The sequence below is a fragment of the Legionella shakespearei DSM 23087 genome (assembly GCF_000373765.1).
In the GTDB taxonomy this organism is placed as follows: domain Bacteria; phylum Pseudomonadota; class Gammaproteobacteria; order Legionellales; family Legionellaceae; genus Legionella; species Legionella shakespearei.
Genome location: NZ_KB892386.1, coordinates 1 through 17,891, shown reverse-complemented (window position 1 = coordinate 17,891; position 17,891 = coordinate 1). Strand labels below are relative to the sequence as shown.

Here is a 17,891-nt window from a genome sequence, read left to right as displayed (position 1 = left end):
ATCCTTTGGGTATTGATTTGACCTTAAAATATAGAGTTTTCGTTGAGCACCGAAGGTGCGAATAAGACTTGTGAGGTTGGGTAGCCAGCTTGCTGGTTAGCTAACTTCACCTATCTTGCCCTGCTTTTCTAGATCCCTTTTAAGAATCATAGCAGGAACTTTTTGGAGCTTGCAACGATTTTTATAGAACTTTTTCGCTCAGAGGACCAAATAAATCCAAATTATTCTTAAAAGCTCCTTTATAGGGCTAAAACCTCCCTTATCATATTCCAATAAGTTCCTAATAATTCCAGAATATTCCTTTTCCCCTTGTTCCAAACCGAATTATGATTTAGACTTTTTAAATAAAAAAATGTGACTCCAAAGAAGAATGAAAAAACCACTTTCCGAACGAGTAATCCAGAGCCAGTCAAAAAAAAAGGCCGGGCGAATAAGTGCAAAGATTGAATTTATAGCACTCCAAGAAGACATTAAAGAAGCCCTTGATAAGGGATGTTCGATGAAAGCTGTTTGGGAAACTTTGTCTGATGAAGGTCATATTTCATTTGGTTATAAAGCATTTAGACATTACGTACTTAAGTTAATTAAGTCAGCGCAGGAAAACACCAGGGATGAGAAACAGAGCAAAAGTAAAACAACACATGAAATCAAAGGTTTTACTTTTAATCCAATACCTAACCCGGAGGAACTCTTGTAATGGCAAAAATACATATTACGATGCAAGGCAAAGGTGGTGTAGGCAAATCCTTTGTCTCAGCAACCACTGCTCAATACAAACGCTACAAAGAACAACCACTACTTTGTTTTGATACCGATCCCATTAATGCCACATTTCATGGTTTTAAATCACTTAAGGTCGAGCGCCTGGATATTATGGATGGCGATGAAATAAACCCGCGCCACTTTGACGCTTTAATTGAAAAAATTGCAAACACGCAAAATGATGTGATTATTGATAATGGTGCCAGTTCATTTGTTCCTTTGTCGCATTACCTACTTACCAATCAGGTGCCCACCTTGTTAAAAGAACTGGGGCATGAGCTCATAATCCATACCGTTATCACTGGTGGTCAAGCGTTGCTGGATACAACGAACGGATTTTCTCAGTTGGTTAACCAATTTCCGGAAGATGTGCGCTTTGTTGTTTGGCTAAATCCCTATTGGGGCAAAATTGAGAGCGAAGGAAGGTCTTTTGAGCAAATGAGGGTATACAAAGAAACAAAAGACCGAATAGCGGCAATAATCAATATCCCTGACTTAAAGGAAGAAACTTTCGGCCATGATCTCTCAAATATGCTTCAACAAAAAATTACATTTAATGAAGCAATCGATTCCCCTGAGCGAAATATTATGACCAGGCAACGATTAAAGCTGATACGCGATCAATTATTTAGCCAGATTGATAATGCCATGGTGATCTAATGTCAGATAAAATCAATGAAACCATCAAAGACATTGCAGTCAAACATGGTGTGGTCTTGGGGAAAGACGATCCGGTTCTTATCTTCCAAACGATGAACGAAAGGCTGCTTGAAGAAAACCGAAAGGTCCAACAGGATATGCTGGCTTTCTTTAAAGGGGAAATGGAGGCTATTTCCTCTCAATGGAAGAATGACGCCCAGGAAAAAGCTGAAAAGGTTCTCAATGTGGCATTAGCTAGTAGTAAAGAAGCGATGGCTAGATTACTACAAGAATCTACCCGAGAATCAGTTCAATCTATGAAGAAAATGATCTCCGATTCATTAATTGAGGCTCATATCATGGCACAACAGACGCAAAAATTTAGTCGATTTGCATTGTTATCATCAGTAGCATTGTTCGCTACGTCATGTATGCTTATCTTGTTGTTTTATAAATAGACCTGAATACTGTATTTGTTCAACTCTATAAACAAAGCAATTTTAAAATGACTTGGATTGTATATTAAAAACGCTAGCGTAGTTAAACAAGCGACTATTACACAAGGACGATGTATGAACAATAAAACCATTCATCATGAGCTACGCCGTGATCTTGGCATGTTGGGTGCAACAATGATGGGCTTAGGTTCCATCCTAGGTACAGGTGTGTTTGTCAGTATCGGTATTGCAGCAGGTGTAACAGGCCCCTCAGTTATTTTAGCCATTATACTTGCGGCATTGGTTGCAACCTGTAATGCCTTATCGAGTGCGCAACTTGCAGCCAGCCATCCAGTGAGCGGTGGAACTTATGAGTATGGTTATCGATATCTTCATCCGGCAATAGGATTTACTGCAGGGTGGATGTTTTTATGTGCCAAAACAGCTTCTGCCGCAACGGCTGCATTGGGTTTTGCGGGGTATTTTTTGCACCTGTTTGGATTTCGGTCAGTTTCCATTATTCCTGTTGCCGTAACAGTTGTGGTTGTTTTAACCTTGATTGTGTTAAGCGGTATCAAGCGTTCGAGCAAAACCAACCTAGTTATTGTATCGATTACACTGCTATCGCTTGTGATATTTGTTGTTTATGGATCCCCCAGCCTACTACAACATGGCGGGCAAAATCTCTCTCCTTTTTTTCCAAAAACGGCTGAAGAGGGACTCAGTCATTTTTTGTATGCAACTGCTTTGATGTTTGTCGCTTACACCGGATATGGACGCATTGCTACCATGGGTGAGGAAGTTAAAGAGCCGGAAAACACTATCCCCAAAGCCATTATCCTGACCTTAGTTGTAAGTGCGGCCATTTATGTTTTAGTCGCTTTGGTTGCCATTGGCACTGTAGGTTCAAACCAACTGGCAACCGTCACAGAAAGTCGAGCAACCCCGCTTGAAATAGCCGCCAGTACCATAAACCGACCTGGACTGGTTACCCTTATCGCTGTCGGTGCATGTACCGCAATGCTGGGCGTATTATTAAATCTCATATTAGGGCTTTCTCGGATGGTATTGGCCATGGGTCGTCATCTGGATTTGCCAGAATCATTTGCAGTGGTTTCCAGTAAGCATCGTACACCTGTTGCTGCGGTTATTGGGATTGGACTTGTCATTACGTCTCTTACCTTGTTTGGCAGCGTTGAAACTACCTGGTCCTTCAGTGCTTTCACGGTTTTGATATATTACTCGATTACCAATCTATCAGCGCTGTACTTACCCAAAGAACAGCGATTGTATCCAAATTTCATTGCGGTTTCGGGTCTTATTTCCTGTTTGTTTCTAGCTTTCTGGGTGCCTCTGGCCATTTGGCTATCAGGATTGTTATTAATTGCGCTGGGACTAATTTGGCACCTCTTCCATCGTTACTACTTAAAAGATCAATGAAATGGAGTTGATTGCAATGAATAAAAACTTATTCCAACGCCTATTATATAGCTCTGCCTCTCCTTGGGTGATATTCATCCGTCTATCTGTAGGATTGGTTTTCTTGCCAGAAGGTATTCAAAAATTACTATATCCAAATATGCTTGGTGCAGGTCGCTTTATAGGTATCGGTATTCCATATCCTGATATCATGGGACCTTTTGTCGGCTGGGTAGAACTCATTTGTGGTTCATTGATATTGCTTGGACTTTTCACGCGTCTTGCCAGCATCCCTTTGATTATCATTATGGTGGTTGCGTTTCTTTCCACAAAAATTCCCATCTGGATAGGAAGCGACTGGTGGATTTTTCATGTTCACGAGCTCAATCGCTATGGCTTTTGGAGCTTCATGCACGAATCAAGAACCGACTGGGCGATGTTAATGGGCGCCTGCTACTTGTTGGTTGTAGGAGCTGGACGTTGGGCATTGGACACTATGTTGGTTAAACGGTTAGGATTAGTAAACTCTTCAAAACATCAGGTTTAATTATGAATTATCAACAGGCAATCAAAGACTTAAAAGTGTACAAACAAATTCAGCTAAGCAGTGAAAAAAATCTTCAATTTTTTCTTGATAAACACAGCACCAAAGAAGGTACATGGGGACACTTGACCGTTCATGAAGGTACCCTTGAGTTTGTTTTTCTCGATGGACATGGACATGAGCTGTCACATCATACATTAAACTCCAAATCCCAAACGCTTGCGATACCGCCTGCATCATGGCATAAAATTGCCTCGACAAGCAGTGATTTCAAAGCCACTTTGCAGTTTTGCTGCCAGCCTCATCGCTATTTTGAGAAAAAATATCGCCTGGCACCTGTCCATCATGACTTATGGACCATCCATCAAACATACCTGAGAAAGCAGGAAAAAATGTCTGTTTTGGATGTTGGCTGCGGCTCGGGTCGAAATCCATTGGTTTTTGGCTTAACCGGACACAAAATTGTTGGTATAGATAAGGATAAGGAAGCTATTGAAAATATTAGCCATATCGCAGCACAAGAACGATTATCAAACATTGAAACCCATATTCATGATTTGAATCAACTTCTTCCCATCACAGATAAGTCCTTTGACTTTATCTATTCCACAGTAACCCTGCAATTTTTAAACCACTCCAGCGTTCATCCGTTACTGACAAAACTTCAATCCCTAACCTCGACAGGAGGGACGCATTTTCTGGTTTTCCCCATTAAAGCAGAACCCTATATTTATCCTCAAAATTTTACCTATCTGGCAGAGACAAACGAACTTTATCATTTTTATCAAGACAGTGGCTGGTCTATTCTGGAATATAAGGAGAAACCAGGCCAATTGCATAAGCTGGATGACAGCGGCAAACCCAAACAAGGCATCTTCGGTCATCTGCTTGCTCAGAAACATTTATAAAAATCCAAGGATTGTTATGACAACCAACGAAATAAACATCAAAATTTGTAGAGTCTATGAGCCCCCTGAAACAAAGGATGGCTTATGGCTTTTAGTAGACCGGTTATGGCCTCACGGTTTAAAGAAAAATAAACTTCCAATTGACGCGTGGTTAAAAGAAATAGCACCCAGTCCAGAGCTAAGAAAATGGTTCAATCATGAACCTGAAAAATGGCTGGACTTTGCAAGTCAATATATCGATGAGCTTGGTAGCAAACAAGAATTAGTTGAAGAAATACTGACAAAAGCCAAAAACAAGGAAGTCGTATTGTTTTATGCGGCAAAAGATAAAAAACACAATCATGCCAGGGTACTAAAAGCTTTTCTTGATTGCTGGCCGAAGAAACCGGAATTGGATTTGTTGGCTACGTCTTCTCATCAATAGAAAGAAATTCTTTCAAGGCAATTTGATTGTCGAGAATATCTGCAAGTGTGTATTCTTTTAAAACAGCCAAAAAGCTTTCTTTGGCATCAAATAAAATACGTTTTAGCTTACAGGCAGGCGCGATACAACAGTTTGCCTTTTCCTTATTAAAACAAGGCACCAAATCAAAATGTGGCTCCAGCTTGATAACCAATTCGCCCAAATTAATATCAGAGGGATTTTGAGCCATTGTAATACCACCACTTTTTCCTCGAGTGGTTTTAATAGCCCCCATCTTAGATAGATTGTGAATGATCTTCAGCAAATGGTTGGATGATATTGCATAAGCATTGGCAATATCATTAATCGTGCACAATTCTTTTCTAAGAGCAATGTATATCAACGCTCTCAATGAATAATCAGTAAACTGAGTTAACTGCATAAGTAATCCTTCTAAACCATTTCTTGACGGATATTATTTCTTCTTATAAGATGTATTTAAAATACATCTTTAAGGAGTATATCATGTCTGAAACATTATTTGAGCGCTTGGGTGGTCAAAACGCCGTCAACACTGCTGTTGATATCTTTTACCGCAAAATGTTAACCGATGATAGAGTCAGTCATTTTTTTGAGGATGTAGATATGGAGCAACAAATCCTCAAACAAAAAGGCTTCTTAACCATGGTTTTTGGTGGCCCTAATCATTATAGCGGAAAAGACATGCGCGAAGGTCATCGCCATTTAATCAAACGTGGATTAAATGATTCCCATGTCAATATTGTTATTGAGCACCTGGGAGCAACTTTGCAAGAGTTGGGCGCTAATGAAAAGGATATTCAGGGGGTAGCTGCTATTGCCAACAGCGTGCGTGATGACGTTTTGGACAGGTAAGGCTATGACTGAACTGTATTATAATAAGCAAGTTCTTCATTCAATAGAAGATGAGTCTGTCCTTGATTGCCTGCTACGGCATGATGTTGATTATCCTCATGCCTGTCGTTCAGGAATTTGCCAAGCTTGTTTGATAAAAACAACTGATCGACCAATCGAGCCAAAATGGCAGGAAGGTTTGCCTGAGGCATTAAAATCTCAAGGATATTTTCTTGCTTGTCAGGCCAAACCTGCGAATACTATTTATCTGAAAGACCCGGATGCGGCTGAGTGTGAACAACAAGCCGTGATTACAGAGCTATGCTCCCTCACTGACAATGTTATTAGAGTAAAACTTTTAGCAGAACATTTGGAAAACTGGATACCAGGGCAATATCTGAATCTGTTGAATCCTGAAGGGGTATCGCGAAGTTATTCCATCGCCAACATGCCCGAAAAAGAAGGTTATATTGAACTGCATATCAAGCTTAAAGACGATGGGGCAATGAGCCAATGGCTACGGAAAAAAGCAACCGTTGACACAATGGTTCATATTAGAGGACCTTTTGGGAAATGCTACTATATGAATCCGGACCAATCTTCCTTCGAGATACTTTTAGCCGGAACCGGTACTGGATTAGCTCCTTTATTAGGCATCGTCAAAACGGCATTAAGCGAACAACACCAAGGTAAAATCACCTTAATCCATGGGGGCTGTCAGGACAATGATATTTATTATGCTGAAGAACTGCAAACGCTATCAACGTTTTACCAGAGTTTTCAATACATTCCCTGCGTATTGAAGAGTAATGGACGTTACCAAGAATCGGATATTACACAGCAATTATTGATACATTTAAATAATACCGATAATGTTCAAGTTTATGTGTGTGGTCCAAAAGAAACGACCAATAAACTAAAAACAAAAGCATTTCTGGCTGGCGTTCCCTCATATAAAATTTACAGCGATGCGTTTTTGTAAAAATAAAGAATTTAAAGTATTTCAAAAATGTTAAGAACGTGACAATCATCGTCTTATGATTCATAGTTTAAAATAACAAAATACCAGATAAAAGAAATTACATTTGATTTTTTCAATTCCGATATTTGAACAAGGTAGTGCACAATGGATGAAATGACACGCGATGACTGGGACCCGCGAGATGAATCGGTCTTGCAAAATCAACGATCAGCCTATGATAAAATGCGAGAGAAATGTCCCGTAGCGCATAGCGACTTCATGGGCTGGTCTTTATTTCGCCATCAAGACATTACAACTGTTTTATCCGAACCAGGAACCTTTAATAATCAATCTCAATTTTTAGCTATTCCTAATGGAATGGATCCTCCGATTCACGAACAATACCGCAAAGCCTTAGCTCCCAATTTTAGTAAAAAACAAATGGCAAGCCTTGAACCCCAAGCCCGCAAAATTGCCAGAGACTTTATTGATTCTATACCTTTTAATGAAAAAACAGAACTCATGCGCTCTTTTGTTACCCCATTTGCATTCAAAACCTTGTGTGCTTTTCTGGGTTGGTCCGAGCAGCAATGGGAATTTTTAAGTGGCTGGGCAAATGACAATCAACATGCTGCTTTTAATAGAGATCAAACAGCTGGCAAAGCACTAGCCACACTTTTTTCAGAATGCGTCAAGCCTAATTTAGATAAACACCGAGCTTCATTAGAGTTTGAAAATAACGCAACCGACGCGCTACTTAAGACGGACGTGGATGGCACGAAATTAGATGATGAACAAATCGTAAGTATCTTACGCAATTGGGCAGCCGGACACGGTACCGTAGCAGCTGGATTAAGTATTCTACTTTTTCATCTTGCACAAGATTTCAATCTGCAAGATAGGCTTAGAAACGATCATAAGCTTATTCCTCAGGCAATCGAAGAAATTTTGCGCGTCGATGGTCCGCTTGTCGCCAATCGCCGTGTTACAACACGTGAAGTCAAAATCGCAGATCGAACCATTCCGCAAGGTGAGAATCTGTCGCTGATGTGGATAGCGGCCAATCGCGACCCGCGTATCTTCGATGAGCCAAACATCATTAAGCTCGAGGGGACACGAAGCATAGTTTAGTTTGGGGGCAAGGGATTCATTTTTGCTTAGGAGCACCTCTAGCCAGATTAGAGATGCACGTGGTACTCGAGGAATTGCTATCGCAGAAAAAATATTTTGCGCTGACTGGCGAAAATCAACAACGCGCAAACTACCCCGGTAACGGTTTTTCTGCACTTTTTCTGAGTGATGAACATTGTTTTACTTAGTTAATATAGAAAACACAGGATGGTTATTTATGGATCTATTTGAAGTAATAAAACGAAGACGGGCGGTACGTCAATTTTCTGATAAGCCTCTGAATGAGGAAGCCATTGAAAAAATACTGCAAGCCGGTCAATACGCACCCAGCCCTTTAAATTCACAACCCTGGCATTTCACCCTGATTCGCAACAAAGACACCTTGAACACATTATCTAAGAAAGCACAGCATGCTTCATTCCTCTCTCAAGCCCAGCTGTTAATTATCGTGACCATTGATACAGGTGTTGACATTGATAAGTGGTTAAAGCAGCATAATCAGCACCTATACAGCGGTGCAGCCGCCATGCAGAATATGTGGCTGGCTGCAGCCGCCCTTGATATTGGCTGCTGCTGGGTTACCTTGGATGAGGCTGCTACCAAAGAGCAAATAGAAATCTCTAAAGGACATACCATTATTGGTGCATTGGCTTTAGGACACCATACAGAACCACTCAAAACACATACCGAAGAAGATAGAAAAGCCTTGCCCTTATTCACTTCATTTGAAAAATTTAATCTCCAGGAAAACTGCGAAACAGAAAGCTGTTATACCTGCCTTAAACTGGTTCCAAAATCAGCAGCTAATTCATTTGAAGGGGAAGATTATGTCCGGTATTTTTGCGGCAATGAGTGTTATGCTGAATGGAAAAAACAAACCCAGAAATGGCTTGATGAAGATAAAAATAGCTGATTATAGCTTTGATGCCGCTAAGTAATAATAGAAGATAAACTATATAGCATTGCCCACTAAGTTTTAGACAAGGCGCAAGTGAATGAGGCGAAGGAGTATACATTAGTACATGACTGAAGACGAATGAACTTGCAACGCAGTATAAAGCTTAGTGGGCAATGCCATATTTTGATTCTGGTGCGTTTGCTTATAATCCGTTATCAATTGAAGTTGCTATTTGAGATTTCCTATTTCTATCTACAATTAAGTTCTTCTACAGCAATAACAGCCTGCTCAAAACCAGGTTTTTCTGATTGATAAACCATTTGCTCAAGGAAAAATTGCCAATGCTCTTTCCATTTTTTATCAGTACGAAGATGATGTAATGATGCTGCTATTTTTGTCTGTATATTATCAAAAGATCCAGCTCCAAACATTGCTTGCTCTTTTTCCAAAACGCGTTCGCGCACTAAATAATAATCATCAGACAGCCGATTTTGTTGGTGTAGTTGATAGAGATCATACAAATGCCGAACCAAGTGCTTATCTGAATCTCTCGGAGTTTTATTAGCGTCAACTATCCGGCGTGACAGTGCTACCCATTTTTCCGCAGCTGTCTCATCCAAGGCTACACAAGGAACTGGAAAATAACGATGATTACATTCTGTATCACCAAGAGTCACTTTAATCATTGATGAGATACTTTTAATTTCTGGTTTTAATTCAAGCTCACCAAGAAAACAATCAATGGCAATATGCGGTTTCAAATATACAATACCCTGGGCACCATCAAAGGAGGCACGAATGCTCATATATCGCCCCGCATAAAAAACCTTAACGTCTTGTTCCTGTACATCAAAACCAGCGTTGATTAATGACTCAACTAAAGAATGCCGAAACAATCTAAGTTCGCGTCTTTTCGCACTTTGACCTAAATTCAAAGTAACAGCCTTGGAAATTACCCGGAAATCAACATCCTCAGATAATCTGCTAATCACCCCATAACCTTTAGAAAGGCTTGTTCCTCCTTGAAACACAAGATCAAAATAATCATTAGATATTTCAGACAATAAGCGGATTGCTTTGGTAACAAAATAATCTTTACGTATGAAGTCAGCAGACAAGCCTAATATAATGGCAGTTTGGCGTATTTGTTGTTCATTTAATTCACCTGGCATTGATACCACCCTCAAATATTAGCTTTCGGCCTTCAGCATGAATAGAACCACGAAATCGGCTTTTTAATCGAACACTAAAAACCGCAGGAACCTGAGTGGTTTTTCCAGCATTATAATCGCGGATGGCACTTCCCAATTCCCATTTGATACCCAACTTATCTAATGCTTCAGTCGCTACAGCTTCAAAAGGTTCAGTAAGCACTGGTTGAGTATCTCGTCCAGGTATTGTCATGGGCTCAGCCTTGGCAAATAAGCCATGTGCAATTTTAATAATAATACCTTCATCTATAAAAGTACGAAGCGCACGATTTAAACGTAATTGTTCTCGATTAGAATGATCTTTTGTTAAATCATCTCTCGAAAATACACGGCTTTTTATGCAATTAATTTTATTTATTAACTCTGCACGAAAAGCTGTGTTGTAATGCTTTTTTATGTTCATAGCTTTTTACCATTGCGTCACAAATAGTCATTTTATTATAGCACAAAATAACGTCACAAATAGTCATTTCTATAAAAATGCCAATAAAGTAGCTAAAATACCCTTGCGTGAGATTTGCGTGTTTGAGTACGACACTGTTATACTCTGTACGACATTTGTAGTGGTATCTCGCGACAGATTATTACTTTAAAATCAACGAGTTAATTTTAAGGCTGGGGGCTCATAATCCGTTGGTCCTAGGTTCAAGTCCTAGTGGGCCCACCAATAAAATCAAGTAGTTATGTGTAGTTTTCGGAAAATTCAAAAAGTCATGTAGACGCAATGTAGACATAAAATAAGGTGCAAAGGGAATACCAAATGTCGAATGTGGAAGACTCCAAGATAATCTTGAGTAAGACACCAGAATCAGCAGCCATGTCGGCAAACATCAAAAGGGCGATGACAATCACAGCCAAGCTTAACCGTTTAACGTTTAATGACGCAGATGAAATTCGAGCTTTGTTTAGTGAACTTATCGGGAAAAAGGTAGATGAAAGCTTTTTACTGATACCACCCTTTTATACCGCTGGCGGAGATGAAATCCGCATCGGACGTAATGTCTTCATAAATCAGAACTGTACCCTCTATGATCTTGGCGGACTCGATATCGCAGATGATGTAATGATTGGGCCTAACGTGAGCATCATTACTGCCAGCCATCCCCTTGAGCCTTCAAAACGCCGCAATATCACAATAGGAAAACCCATTGTGATTGAGAAAAACGTCTGGATAGCGACCGGTGCAATAATTATCGGCGGTGTAACATTAGGTGAAAATTCGGTTGTGGCTGCCGGTTCAGTAGTCACCAAGAACATACCACCGAATACTCTTGTGGGTGGTAATCCGGCGAGAGTCATACGATCGATTAGCAACTGTGGGCAGATTAATAGGGTCTGTCGATGAGCCATTTTATTCTCCCCAGTAATTGCATTAAAAATTCAGAAAAAAATTGAAAAATATAATGAGCAAAATCAAAGAAAACTGTATATTTTCAAAACTCTTCTTGCTACTCGAGCGGATACAATTTCACTTGAACATGTCCAAGCACTAAATCTTATTGATATTGAGTTTTATAATGAAAAAGAAATCAGAGATACTTGGAATATATATCGTGATCATCTAAATTCCTATCCACAAACACAAGACAAAAATGCGCAAGAAAGATGGGAAGAAAATAGAATAAATTATTTCACAGATCTGCTATATAGTATGTCTAAATATTTTTCATATGATTTTGATAAAGTCATCCTAAAAAAAGGAGCATATTCACCGATGGCTCATGGAATTTTGAATATGGAGCTCGCACTCATACGCAAACGTTTAGTCGAATTATTAAGTGATGAAAGAGCTCTGAATATAAAAATAACTGAACCTACAAGCCATGAAATGAACTAGGATTAAGATTTAGCTGCAGTAAATTTACTTCCACCCTGATGTGGTCAAAATCCAAGGCTGACTACATACGCCATTAACTTAGTAATGTACTTGCCAGTCTAATTCAAACACTAATGTATAGTGCTTTAGCAAGCGTAGCCTGTATTAGACGAAGTCGTAATACAGGATCTATCCCAATCATGTCATCGCCCTTTTCATTTCAATTTTATATAAACATCATCGTTCAACTTAGAAAAGCTTTTTCATAGTACGATATCGTAGAGATTATTCACCCGGTACCACCTATTTTTCCACATTAACTTGATTAGACAGGCAATCTGACCACCTGTATTACGACTTCGTCTAATACAGGCTACAATTGCTATTGGACATTTTTTGAATACATGAGTATTATATGTCCACCTTCTTAGGCCAAACAAAGCACTTACTACAAATAGATAAAATTGCGACTTAGGTAAAATGAATGAAAGATAATTCACCCACAGATCATGCTAAAGCAAGCCGTTCCATCTCTATAGGTGGTGCGATTGTTTTTGCTGTTATTGCATTTTTTGGCTATGGNGCTTGGACAAAAGCTAGAACTNATAACTGCNTGCAAAATATTTATGAATCATATANGCAAGAATGGGCCAACACTTGCAAATCCCTTGCAAAAGTAGATAAAAAATATGACGATAGCCCAGACTGCTCACTACCCAGAGTTTTAGTTAATGAATTTGAAAATAGACTTCAAAAACATGAAAATTTTTGCGTAAATTACGGTTGATGAGATATCAATTTATAAAATGGTGGTGCTCTATGCACAACTTCAATCAAGCGAAAATCGTATATAATTTTTGGACATAAATTCACATAAGCATGTTGTTCAATATCTCGGGGACAAAGGGGACATTTGGGGCAGGCGCGTCAATACTAGGTTTCAGCCGTCCNCACACTTTACAATTAAGGTGGGGCATGTGGGACTTTATGAATACTATATCCATCAATAAAAATGCATTTTATCATAATAACTCCTTGGGTATAGGATTAAAGCTAAATGAAGGCATCGTGGTCGGCTTTTTCTCTTTGTCCTGATTTACAGCCAGTCTCTTCGGTTGCTGGTCGTTTGCATTCTTTTGTGAATACCTGGACTTTTGGCCATTCAAATATTTCAATACGTACAACCTGAAGGTATTGTAAGTTGCTGTGAAGCTCCCCTCCTCCCTAAGCGTTTCCCTGGGTGGAGCAGCTCAATACCGCAGCAATGGTTTGTTGATTAAAAAGCGCAGAATGTGGCGCAGATTCAAATTCGTTTAATAGATGTAAACGGGATGGTTTTTGAGCAGACATAGGGATCTCCGCAATTGGTTATTCATTCAGCATAATGCCGACCAGTACCATCCTTGGAGATGAATTCAAATGCCTATCCGACTAGACTTGGACATGTAATTGATATTCACTAGCCTTTTGGCTATGGAAGCTTCAACTTCAAGCTCGAAAAAAGTATTGCGCATTCCTTCAAAGATTGTCAAGGAAAAAAGATCGATTTCAAAGATTTGTGTCCCATACGTCCCAAGAATGAAAAATAGGGAGGGAACGAATCTTACCCAGTAATGACAAGGGTGCCCCATTTGTCCCTTTCATCCCAGGGATTTTTTATGTACCTACAAATCCGGTATTCAAAGACCGAATTTAATTACATATATTTGCAGAACTATATTTATCACAGTACAATTACAAGCAATACACCCGCCAAGCCTATAGAGACTTCTGTCTTTAAGCTCAAATCGTGCGGGTTTTTATTTTTATAGCATGGATCATCAATCTTGAATCACTGATTAATAGGACGTAGCATCTCGATATAAGTGTTAAATCGGGTTAACACTATTCTAATAATTTAACTTATTCGAATTCTTATGCTGAATTTTCTTCATACAAATAAAAATAAGTATACAGAAATACCATATAAATATAGTATTTCTGTGTACTTATCTAAAATTATCGCTTTAAGTAGACATTTATACTATAATTATATGGTATAAACGTCCACTTAAGTCCGCTTATGAATAAAGAACACGCCAGTAATGTACTGAAAGAACAAGATAGACAAGGCAAATACATCTTTACTAATCGCGATCTATCTAAATTATTTCCAGAGGACTCCTTTAAAACGTTCAATGAAGGACTTAAACGTCTAGTAAAATCAGGGGTACTTAAGCGCGCTTGCCGAGATGTATATGTTAATGAAGATGCCAGGCAATTTGATAGTTATGCCATCGAACGTATTGCGAAAACACTTAGACGAGGCGAGTACAATTATGTCAGTTTGGAGTCCATGCTATCCGAATATGGCATCATCTCACAAATTCCTATCGATAGAATAACGATCATGACGACGGGCAGAAAGGGAGTCTACAAGACAGCCTATGGTGTTATTGAATTTACACATACCAAGCGGACAGTTAAAGATATTCTCAATAACACTACCAAAATCAATGAACGACCGCTTAGAATGGCCACTAAACAAGCTGCTTTAAGAGACCTAAAACGAGTTGGTCGAAATATGAATTTAGTTAATTTGGATGAATTAGTATGATTAAATCTACTGCCATTAACAGAGAAGATTTTAATTTTTTAGTAGAACTTGCCATGCGGGAAGAAGGTTATTCGCATATGAGGCCTGTCATTGAAAAAGAATTATTACACTATGATTTGCTTTTTGCTCTGGATAAACAAGGGTTGTTGGATAAATTGACCTTTCAAGGCGGTACATCACTTCGTCTATGTTATGGCTCTTCACGTTTTAGCGAGGATCTCGATTTTGCTGGAGGTCATGATTTTACCACGTCAAAACTACTGGATATGAAAGAGTGCATTGAAGGCTATATCGCTTCTCGGTATGGTTTGGATGTAACGGTGAAAGGACCGTCAGAAATGTCTATTGAGCCTGAGTATCAAGACATTAAAGTCGATAAATGGCAAATTGCCATTACTACATCACCAACTCGAAAGGACTTACCAAAACAAAAAATTAAAATCGAGGTATGCAATATCCCCGCATATACAAGAACACCACTGGATCTAAATGCTAATTATGATTTTTTGCCTGACGGTTATGGCGATGTACTGATCATGACAGAAAGCCCTGATGAAATTATGGCCGATAAATTAATCTCCTTGGTTAATACAACCAAATATGTACGTCATAGAGACATTTGGGATTTACGCTGGCTACAGCAACGCGGAAGTTCTATTAACAAACAATTCATTTTATCCAAAATCAATGATTATAAAATTAGTGATTACCCAGCCAAACTTGAAAGCACAATTGCAAATATTGAAAAAATCATCTACAGCGAAGCATTCCATAATGAGCTATCACGCTTTATTCCTTTAGATGTTCAGGAAAGAACTCTAAAAAAAGATAAGTTTAAAGAGTTTTTGATTAATGAAACTCAATTATTGTTATTCGAATTGATGGCGTTATTAGATGGCAAATCAGAACCAGAGGAATTTTATATTTAAGGATTATTTTGTCGTTCACAGATGATTTCCTATGTCTGCAAATAGCGGTATCTAATTATTGAATTTAATTCCGTTTGAATAGGTCTCTAAGGAAAATTTATCGTCTTTCAGAATTAAAAGTGCATGTCCATCTGCCACATCAGGAAGATTAATATTCCATAATTTTTTATACCAGGATTCATCCCTATCGAGAGGTCTTTTTATTATCTCATAAGCCAATATGGCCTCATCTGTAAGGCGACCTTGCTGATATTGTTCTTCTATTAAATCAATATCGCTATCTAACCAATCTAAAGATTCATCCATATCTCGGATAGTAAATTGATTCCATGTACAGGTAAACGGTGCCCCCATATGACCACTGATCCAAAAGTTAGGCATAAAATGCATAATTAGACGAGACAAAAGTGGCTCTTTCCCTGGACTAACATGTGAAACGAATATTGAAGGTTTACTTTTATTTTTAATCTGCTGATACAAAACGCCAAATTGATGCAATGCTGTCCAGACCTTTCCCCCATTGCCCGCAATTGGTTTATCAAATAACTTTTTACTGACCAAAAAATTTCCTCCTAAGCCATAAAGAGAAAATTCAAGCTCATTTTCACTGGTGTGAAATTGATAAAAGTGGTGTTCGTCAAGCACATGCAGATTTTCAACATTGAGGCCGGTATTTAATTGCCTTAAAACTTGCACATCTTCATGATTTCCCCACACAGCATATACAGGAACAGAGAACTTCTTTTCACCTGAGACATAATTTGGAAAATCACCTAGTAATCGATTTTCTTTGATGATTTCTATTAATCTTTCTCGACTAGTTTGTTTATCAACTTCATATTGCCGCCAAACTGGTGAGTGGGATACTAACAAGCGTAATTCCCTCTGGGTGAGCCGATCAATGCTTTGCTCATCATAAAATCCAAAATCACCAGCATGAATGACCATATCTGCATTAGTTTGAGTTACCATTTGATTGATGATATCCAAATTTCCATGGGTATCACTGATTAGTAGGATTCTGCACACGTTAAGACCTGTAGTTTTAATTTTAGTCATGTTAAGAAAATCCGATTTTTTTAACATGAAAAGTAAGTCATGTTAACATTTTTAAGTTTTCTTAACATGAGTCATTTATCTGAAACTATATAATTAATCAAAAATAGCATTACATTTCTATTCATTTTTAAAAGCCAGAAAACAAGAGCTGCTGAAGAGGTTCTACAGCCCGGAAAAAACCAAGTGGAATTTGTCACGATTAATTGGATAAAACGTGACAAAATTAAAGTTAGGCATATTGCGTTAGGCTATGTAATTAGTTCAAGCATATGTTTTTTCAGCAAATCCATGAAGTCATACTCAAATGGCACTATTGATTTTTCATTATTCTCCAAACAACAGTCAAACCATCGGAAATGAATCAAAGTTATTCTGACGAATTTTTAAATTTATGCGTTCTCAACGGGTTGTAACTGACCTTCGTCACTGGTTGAGTAATAAATCTTTTGTTGTTGGAGAAAATTCAATACATCGCTTTTTCGGTACAAAACCTTGCGTCTGTCAAGCACAAAAGATCGAATTCAAAAATGTGTTATCGAATATATGGTTGATACCAGAAATAAATCCTTAAACACTTAAATACAGGGGTTATCCCTGTACCAAAGTTGCAAAATAGGCTAGTACACATCTAACTCAGTAATGACATGGCAGTCCCACTTGCCCTTCAGTTTCTAGCGTTTTTTATATCTATACTGCTTAAATAGATTTTCAATGAAAATAAAAATTAAAAGTGTATTAAATAAATGAGAAAAATTCATTATATTCCATTTTAGACGAGATTGTATTCCATATTATACGAAATTAACTATTTGTTTAATAATTATTTTTTAAATATATTTAGAAATCGCAACCCCAAAAACTATAATTTCCACAACGGAATAAACTATAATCTCAACAACATAATATACTATAATTTCCACATGCAACTATAAATTGAAATATTATGAAACCTTCAGAAAAGCTAGCGGAGTCACTAGAAGTTTTACACAATCTACAAAAGCAAGGTAAGTACGCCATCCAATCCAAAGAGATAAGTCGTACTCATAGGGAGCGGCTTGTAGAAAATGCATTTTTAGAAGAGGTTGTAAAAGGTTGGTATGTACCNATAAAACCTGATGAACAAAAAGGCGAAAGTACAGCTTGGTATGCTTCTTTCTGGAGTTTTTGTGCTTCCTATTTAAATGAACGATTTGGTGACGAATGGTGCCTTTCCCCAGAACAATCGTTACTTCTTCATTCAGAAAATTGGACTGTGCCTAAACAACTCATGATACGCAGCCCCAACGGAACAAACCGTAATATGGA

The 17,891-nt window shown here is 38.4% G+C and carries 19 protein-coding genes and 2 pseudogenes; 15 read left to right on the top strand and 6 right to left on the bottom strand.

Annotated elements, in window-relative coordinates; all coding sequences use genetic code 11:
* The first annotated feature begins 370 nt into the window (after positions 1-370).
* The 7 genes from B094_RS0103540 (at position 371) to B094_RS0103510 (ending at position 5,133) form a co-directional block, all read left to right on the top strand.
* Positions 371-697, top strand: coding sequence for a TraK family protein (locus tag B094_RS0103540; protein WP_018576420.1), 327 nt, complete (start codon positions 371-373; stop codon positions 695-697).
* Positions 697-1,422 carry a P-loop NTPase family protein gene (locus tag B094_RS0103535; protein ID WP_018576419.1) on the top strand — a complete coding sequence of 242 codons (726 nt, stop codon included), beginning with the start codon at positions 697-699 and terminating at the stop codon, positions 1,420-1,422. The genes B094_RS0103540 and B094_RS0103535 overlap by 1 nt, the downstream gene beginning before the upstream one ends.
* Positions 1,422-1,859, top strand: coding sequence for a hypothetical protein (locus B094_RS0103530; protein ID WP_018576418.1), 438 nt, complete (start codon positions 1,422-1,424; stop codon positions 1,857-1,859). Before B094_RS0103535 ends, B094_RS0103530 begins: the two co-directional genes overlap by 1 nt.
* 114 nt (positions 1,860-1,973) lie before the next feature.
* The gene (locus B094_RS0103525) at positions 1,974-3,278 is read left to right on the top strand and encodes an APC family permease (protein ID WP_018576417.1); all 1,305 of its coding nucleotides are present in this window, start codon (positions 1,974-1,976) and stop codon (positions 3,276-3,278) included.
* A gap of 16 nt (positions 3,279-3,294) precedes the next feature.
* Positions 3,295-3,804 (top strand): DoxX family protein, encoded by a 510-nt coding sequence (locus B094_RS0103520; RefSeq protein WP_155823564.1) that lies wholly within the window; start codon positions 3,295-3,297, stop codon positions 3,802-3,804.
* Between the two features lie 2 nt (positions 3,805-3,806).
* Positions 3,807-4,709 carry a TehB-like domain-containing protein gene (locus B094_RS0103515; RefSeq protein ID WP_018576415.1) on the top strand — a complete coding sequence of 301 codons (903 nt, stop codon included), beginning with the start codon at positions 3,807-3,809 and terminating at the stop codon, positions 4,707-4,709.
* A gap of 16 nt (positions 4,710-4,725) precedes the next feature.
* The gene (locus B094_RS0103510) at positions 4,726-5,133 is read left to right on the top strand and encodes a DUF488 domain-containing protein (RefSeq protein WP_018576414.1); all 408 of its coding nucleotides are present in this window, start codon (positions 4,726-4,728) and stop codon (positions 5,131-5,133) included.
* Here B094_RS0103510 and B094_RS0103505 read toward each other — a convergent pair.
* Positions 5,114-5,554 (bottom strand): Rrf2 family transcriptional regulator, encoded by a 441-nt coding sequence (locus tag B094_RS0103505; protein WP_018576413.1) that lies wholly within the window; start codon positions 5,552-5,554, stop codon positions 5,114-5,116. The two genes, B094_RS0103510 and B094_RS0103505, sit on opposite strands and share 20 nt — an antisense overlap.
* Positions 5,555-5,637: 83 nt before the next feature.
* On the opposite strand from B094_RS0103505, the gene B094_RS0103500 reads away from it, so the two are divergent.
* The 4 genes from B094_RS0103500 (at position 5,638) to B094_RS16395 (ending at position 8,990) form a co-directional block, all read left to right on the top strand.
* Positions 5,638-6,006: a group I truncated hemoglobin gene (locus B094_RS0103500; protein WP_018576412.1), complete on the top strand. Its 369-nt coding sequence runs from the start codon at positions 5,638-5,640 to the stop codon at positions 6,004-6,006.
* Positions 6,007-6,010: 4 nt separating this feature from the next.
* Positions 6,011-6,967 carry an FAD-binding oxidoreductase gene (locus B094_RS0103495; RefSeq protein ID WP_018576411.1) on the top strand — a complete coding sequence of 319 codons (957 nt, stop codon included), beginning with the start codon at positions 6,011-6,013 and terminating at the stop codon, positions 6,965-6,967.
* Positions 6,968-7,111: 144 nt separating this feature from the next.
* Positions 7,112-8,077, top strand: a complete 966-nt coding sequence (locus tag B094_RS15645; RefSeq protein WP_018576410.1) for a cytochrome P450 — start codon at positions 7,112-7,114, stop codon at positions 8,075-8,077.
* Between the two features lie 217 nt (positions 8,078-8,294).
* Entirely contained in the window at positions 8,295-8,990 is a 696-nt protein-coding gene (locus B094_RS16395) for a DUF3330 domain-containing protein (RefSeq protein WP_018576408.1), read from the top strand.
* Positions 8,991-9,223: 233 nt separating this feature from the next.
* On the opposite strand, the gene B094_RS0103480 is transcribed toward B094_RS16395, so the two are convergent.
* Both B094_RS0103480 and B094_RS0103475 read right to left on the bottom strand, forming a co-directional pair.
* Positions 9,224-10,147 carry a nucleotidyl transferase AbiEii/AbiGii toxin family protein gene (locus B094_RS0103480; protein ID WP_018576407.1) on the bottom strand — a complete coding sequence of 308 codons (924 nt, stop codon included), beginning with the start codon at positions 10,145-10,147 and terminating at the stop codon, positions 9,224-9,226.
* Entirely contained in the window at positions 10,137-10,589 is a 453-nt protein-coding gene (locus tag B094_RS0103475) for a hypothetical protein (protein WP_018576406.1), read from the bottom strand. Before B094_RS0103475 ends, B094_RS0103480 begins: the two co-directional genes overlap by 11 nt.
* 357 nt (positions 10,590-10,946) lie before the next feature.
* Between B094_RS0103475 and B094_RS0103470 the strand changes: the two genes are divergently transcribed.
* Both B094_RS0103470 and B094_RS17660 read left to right on the top strand, forming a co-directional pair.
* On the top strand, positions 10,947-11,531 hold the full coding sequence (locus B094_RS0103470) for a sugar O-acetyltransferase (protein WP_018576405.1): 585 nt from the start codon (positions 10,947-10,949) through the stop codon (positions 11,529-11,531).
* A 3-nt stretch (positions 11,532-11,534) separates the two neighbouring features.
* Complete coding sequence (locus B094_RS17660; protein WP_337589154.1) at positions 11,535-12,023, top strand: DUF6680 family protein; 489 nt, start codon at positions 11,535-11,537, stop codon at positions 12,021-12,023.
* Positions 12,024-13,024: 1,001 nt separating this feature from the next.
* Here the strand turns inward: B094_RS17660 and B094_RS17695 are convergent.
* Positions 13,025-13,237: pseudogene (locus tag B094_RS17695) on the bottom strand (TraK family protein); the annotation flags it as partial.
* An 827-nt stretch (positions 13,238-14,064) separates the two neighbouring features.
* Between B094_RS17695 and abiEi the strand changes: the two are divergent.
* Both abiEi and B094_RS0103445 read left to right on the top strand, forming a co-directional pair.
* Complete coding sequence (gene abiEi / locus B094_RS0103450) at positions 14,065-14,598, top strand: type IV toxin-antitoxin system AbiEi family antitoxin (protein WP_018576401.1); 534 nt, start codon at positions 14,065-14,067, stop codon at positions 14,596-14,598.
* Positions 14,595-15,527 carry a nucleotidyl transferase AbiEii/AbiGii toxin family protein gene (locus B094_RS0103445; RefSeq protein ID WP_018576400.1) on the top strand — a complete coding sequence of 311 codons (933 nt, stop codon included), beginning with the start codon at positions 14,595-14,597 and terminating at the stop codon, positions 15,525-15,527. The genes abiEi and B094_RS0103445 overlap by 4 nt, the downstream gene beginning before the upstream one ends.
* A gap of 51 nt (positions 15,528-15,578) precedes the next feature.
* On the opposite strand, the gene B094_RS0103440 is transcribed toward B094_RS0103445, so the two are convergent.
* Both B094_RS0103440 and B094_RS17555 read right to left on the bottom strand, forming a co-directional pair.
* Positions 15,579-16,586 carry a metallophosphoesterase family protein gene (locus tag B094_RS0103440; protein WP_155823558.1) on the bottom strand — a complete coding sequence of 336 codons (1,008 nt, stop codon included), beginning with the start codon at positions 16,584-16,586 and terminating at the stop codon, positions 15,579-15,581.
* A 389-nt stretch (positions 16,587-16,975) separates the two neighbouring features.
* Positions 16,976-17,083 (bottom strand): annotated as a pseudogene (locus B094_RS17555) (DNA-binding protein); the annotation flags it as partial.
* Positions 17,084-17,891 lie beyond the last annotated feature (808 nt).

Excerpts from the sequence above, each read along its gene's own strand:
- B094_RS0103540 (WP_018576420.1), top strand. The coding sequence starts at position 371 with ATGAAAAAACCACTTTCCGAACGAGTAATCCAGAGCCAGTCAAAAAAA.
- B094_RS0103535 (WP_018576419.1), top strand. The coding sequence starts at position 697 with ATGGCAAAAATACATATTACGATGCAAGGCAAAGGTGGTGTAGGCAAA.
- B094_RS0103530 (WP_018576418.1), top strand. The coding sequence starts at position 1,422 with ATGTCAGATAAAATCAATGAAACCATCAAAGACATTGCAGTCAAACAT.
- B094_RS0103525 (WP_018576417.1), top strand. The coding sequence starts at position 1,974 with ATGAACAATAAAACCATTCATCATGAGCTACGCCGTGATCTTGGCATG.
- B094_RS0103520 (WP_155823564.1), top strand. The coding sequence starts at position 3,295 with ATGAATAAAAACTTATTCCAACGCCTATTATATAGCTCTGCCTCTCCT.
- B094_RS0103515 (WP_018576415.1), top strand. The coding sequence starts at position 3,807 with ATGAATTATCAACAGGCAATCAAAGACTTAAAAGTGTACAAACAAATT.
- B094_RS0103510 (WP_018576414.1), top strand. The coding sequence starts at position 4,726 with ATGACAACCAACGAAATAAACATCAAAATTTGTAGAGTCTATGAGCCC.
- B094_RS0103505 (WP_018576413.1), bottom strand. The coding sequence starts at position 5,554 with ATGCAGTTAACTCAGTTTACTGATTATTCATTGAGAGCGTTGATATAC.
- B094_RS0103500 (WP_018576412.1), top strand. The coding sequence starts at position 5,638 with ATGTCTGAAACATTATTTGAGCGCTTGGGTGGTCAAAACGCCGTCAAC.
- B094_RS0103495 (WP_018576411.1), top strand. The coding sequence starts at position 6,011 with ATGACTGAACTGTATTATAATAAGCAAGTTCTTCATTCAATAGAAGAT.
- B094_RS15645 (WP_018576410.1), top strand. The coding sequence starts at position 7,112 with ATGGATGAAATGACACGCGATGACTGGGACCCGCGAGATGAATCGGTC.
- B094_RS16395 (WP_018576408.1), top strand. The coding sequence starts at position 8,295 with ATGGATCTATTTGAAGTAATAAAACGAAGACGGGCGGTACGTCAATTT.
- B094_RS0103480 (WP_018576407.1), bottom strand. The coding sequence starts at position 10,147 with ATGCCAGGTGAATTAAATGAACAACAAATACGCCAAACTGCCATTATA.
- B094_RS0103475 (WP_018576406.1), bottom strand. The coding sequence starts at position 10,589 with ATGAACATAAAAAAGCATTACAACACAGCTTTTCGTGCAGAGTTAATA.
- B094_RS0103470 (WP_018576405.1), top strand. The coding sequence starts at position 10,947 with ATGTCGAATGTGGAAGACTCCAAGATAATCTTGAGTAAGACACCAGAA.
- abiEi (WP_018576401.1), top strand. The coding sequence starts at position 14,065 with ATGAATAAAGAACACGCCAGTAATGTACTGAAAGAACAAGATAGACAA.
- B094_RS0103445 (WP_018576400.1), top strand. The coding sequence starts at position 14,595 with ATGATTAAATCTACTGCCATTAACAGAGAAGATTTTAATTTTTTAGTA.
- B094_RS0103440 (WP_155823558.1), bottom strand. The coding sequence starts at position 16,586 with ATGACTAAAATTAAAACTACAGGTCTTAACGTGTGCAGAATCCTACTA.